The sequence below is a fragment of the Geobacillus sp. ZGt-1 genome, assembly GCF_001026865.1.
GTDB classification, from domain to species: Bacteria; Bacillota; Bacilli; order Bacillales; family Anoxybacillaceae; genus Geobacillus; species Geobacillus thermoleovorans.
In genome coordinates, this window is sequence record NZ_LDPD01000031.1 from 1 (window position 1) to 1,096 (window position 1,096).

Below are 1,096 nucleotides of genomic sequence, written 5' to 3' on the forward strand. Positions count from 1 at the left end.
CCCTTATATGGAATCATTTATAGATTCCACAAACCTTTCCTCTCGACGGTCGGGGGAATGATCCGATAGGATAGAGACAGGATGGACCGATAAGGTCCTAGAATGGGATGAACGAAGGAGGAGATCGAAATGAATGAGTCGATGAGACAGGAGATCGCTTTATTTCGGTATGGATTGATCGCTCCATTGGTGAATGGACAAGTCGATCCAAAAACGTACTTGAAGGAAGTAGCGGAACGGATCCATCAAGTTCCCCACCATGGAGAGAAACGCATCGCCGCCAAAACGATCCTCGACTGGTGCACGCAGTACAAAAAAGGGGGCTTTGAGGCGCTGAAGCCGAAACGACGGTCGGACCGTGGCCATTCCCGGAGGCTGTCACCTGAAGAAGAGGATCACATTTTAGCCCTGAGAAAAAAACACCCCCACATGCCCGTGACGGTGTTTTACCAACACCTTATCGAGCAGGGGGAAATCCAATCCATCTCTTATTTCACTATATACCGACTTTTAAAAAAATACAACCTCGTGGGGAAAGAAATTTTACCGATTCCTGAACGAAAACGATTCGCGTACGATCAGGTCAATGAGCTCTGGCAAGGTGATTTGTCCCATGGCCCGTTGATTCGCGTGAATGGCAAAACGCAAAAAACGTTTTTGATTGCCTATATCGATGACTGCTCTCGGGTCGTGCCGTACGCTCAGTTTTTCTCTTCCGAGAAATTTGACGGGTTGCGGATCGTAACCAAGGAAGCGCTGCTTCGATACGGAAAGCCGAAGCGAATTTACTCGGATAACGGCAAGATTTATCGGGCGGAACCCTTGCAGTACGCCTGCGCGGAGTTAGGGATCACCTTGATCCATACCCAGCCGTACGATCCGCAAAGCAAAGGGAAAATCGAACGATTTTTCCGCACCGTACAGACGCGGTTTTACCCGTTGCTCGAAATGAATTCACCGAAGTCGCTCGAAGAGCTAAACGAGCGATTTTGGAAGTGGTTGGAGGAAGATTACCATCGAAAACCGCATGCCTCGTTGAACGGGAAGACGCCACATGAAGTGTTTCAATCGCAAGTCCATTTGGTGTCGTTCGTCG

Annotated in this window: 1 protein-coding gene; it reads left to right on the forward strand. The window is 49.0% G+C overall.

Features of this window, described 5'->3' with window-relative positions:
- Positions 1-129: 129 nt before the first annotated feature.
- On the forward strand, positions 130-1,096 hold a 967-nt coding region (locus VU18_RS15315), incomplete at its 3' end, for an IS481 family transposase (RefSeq protein WP_047758412.1).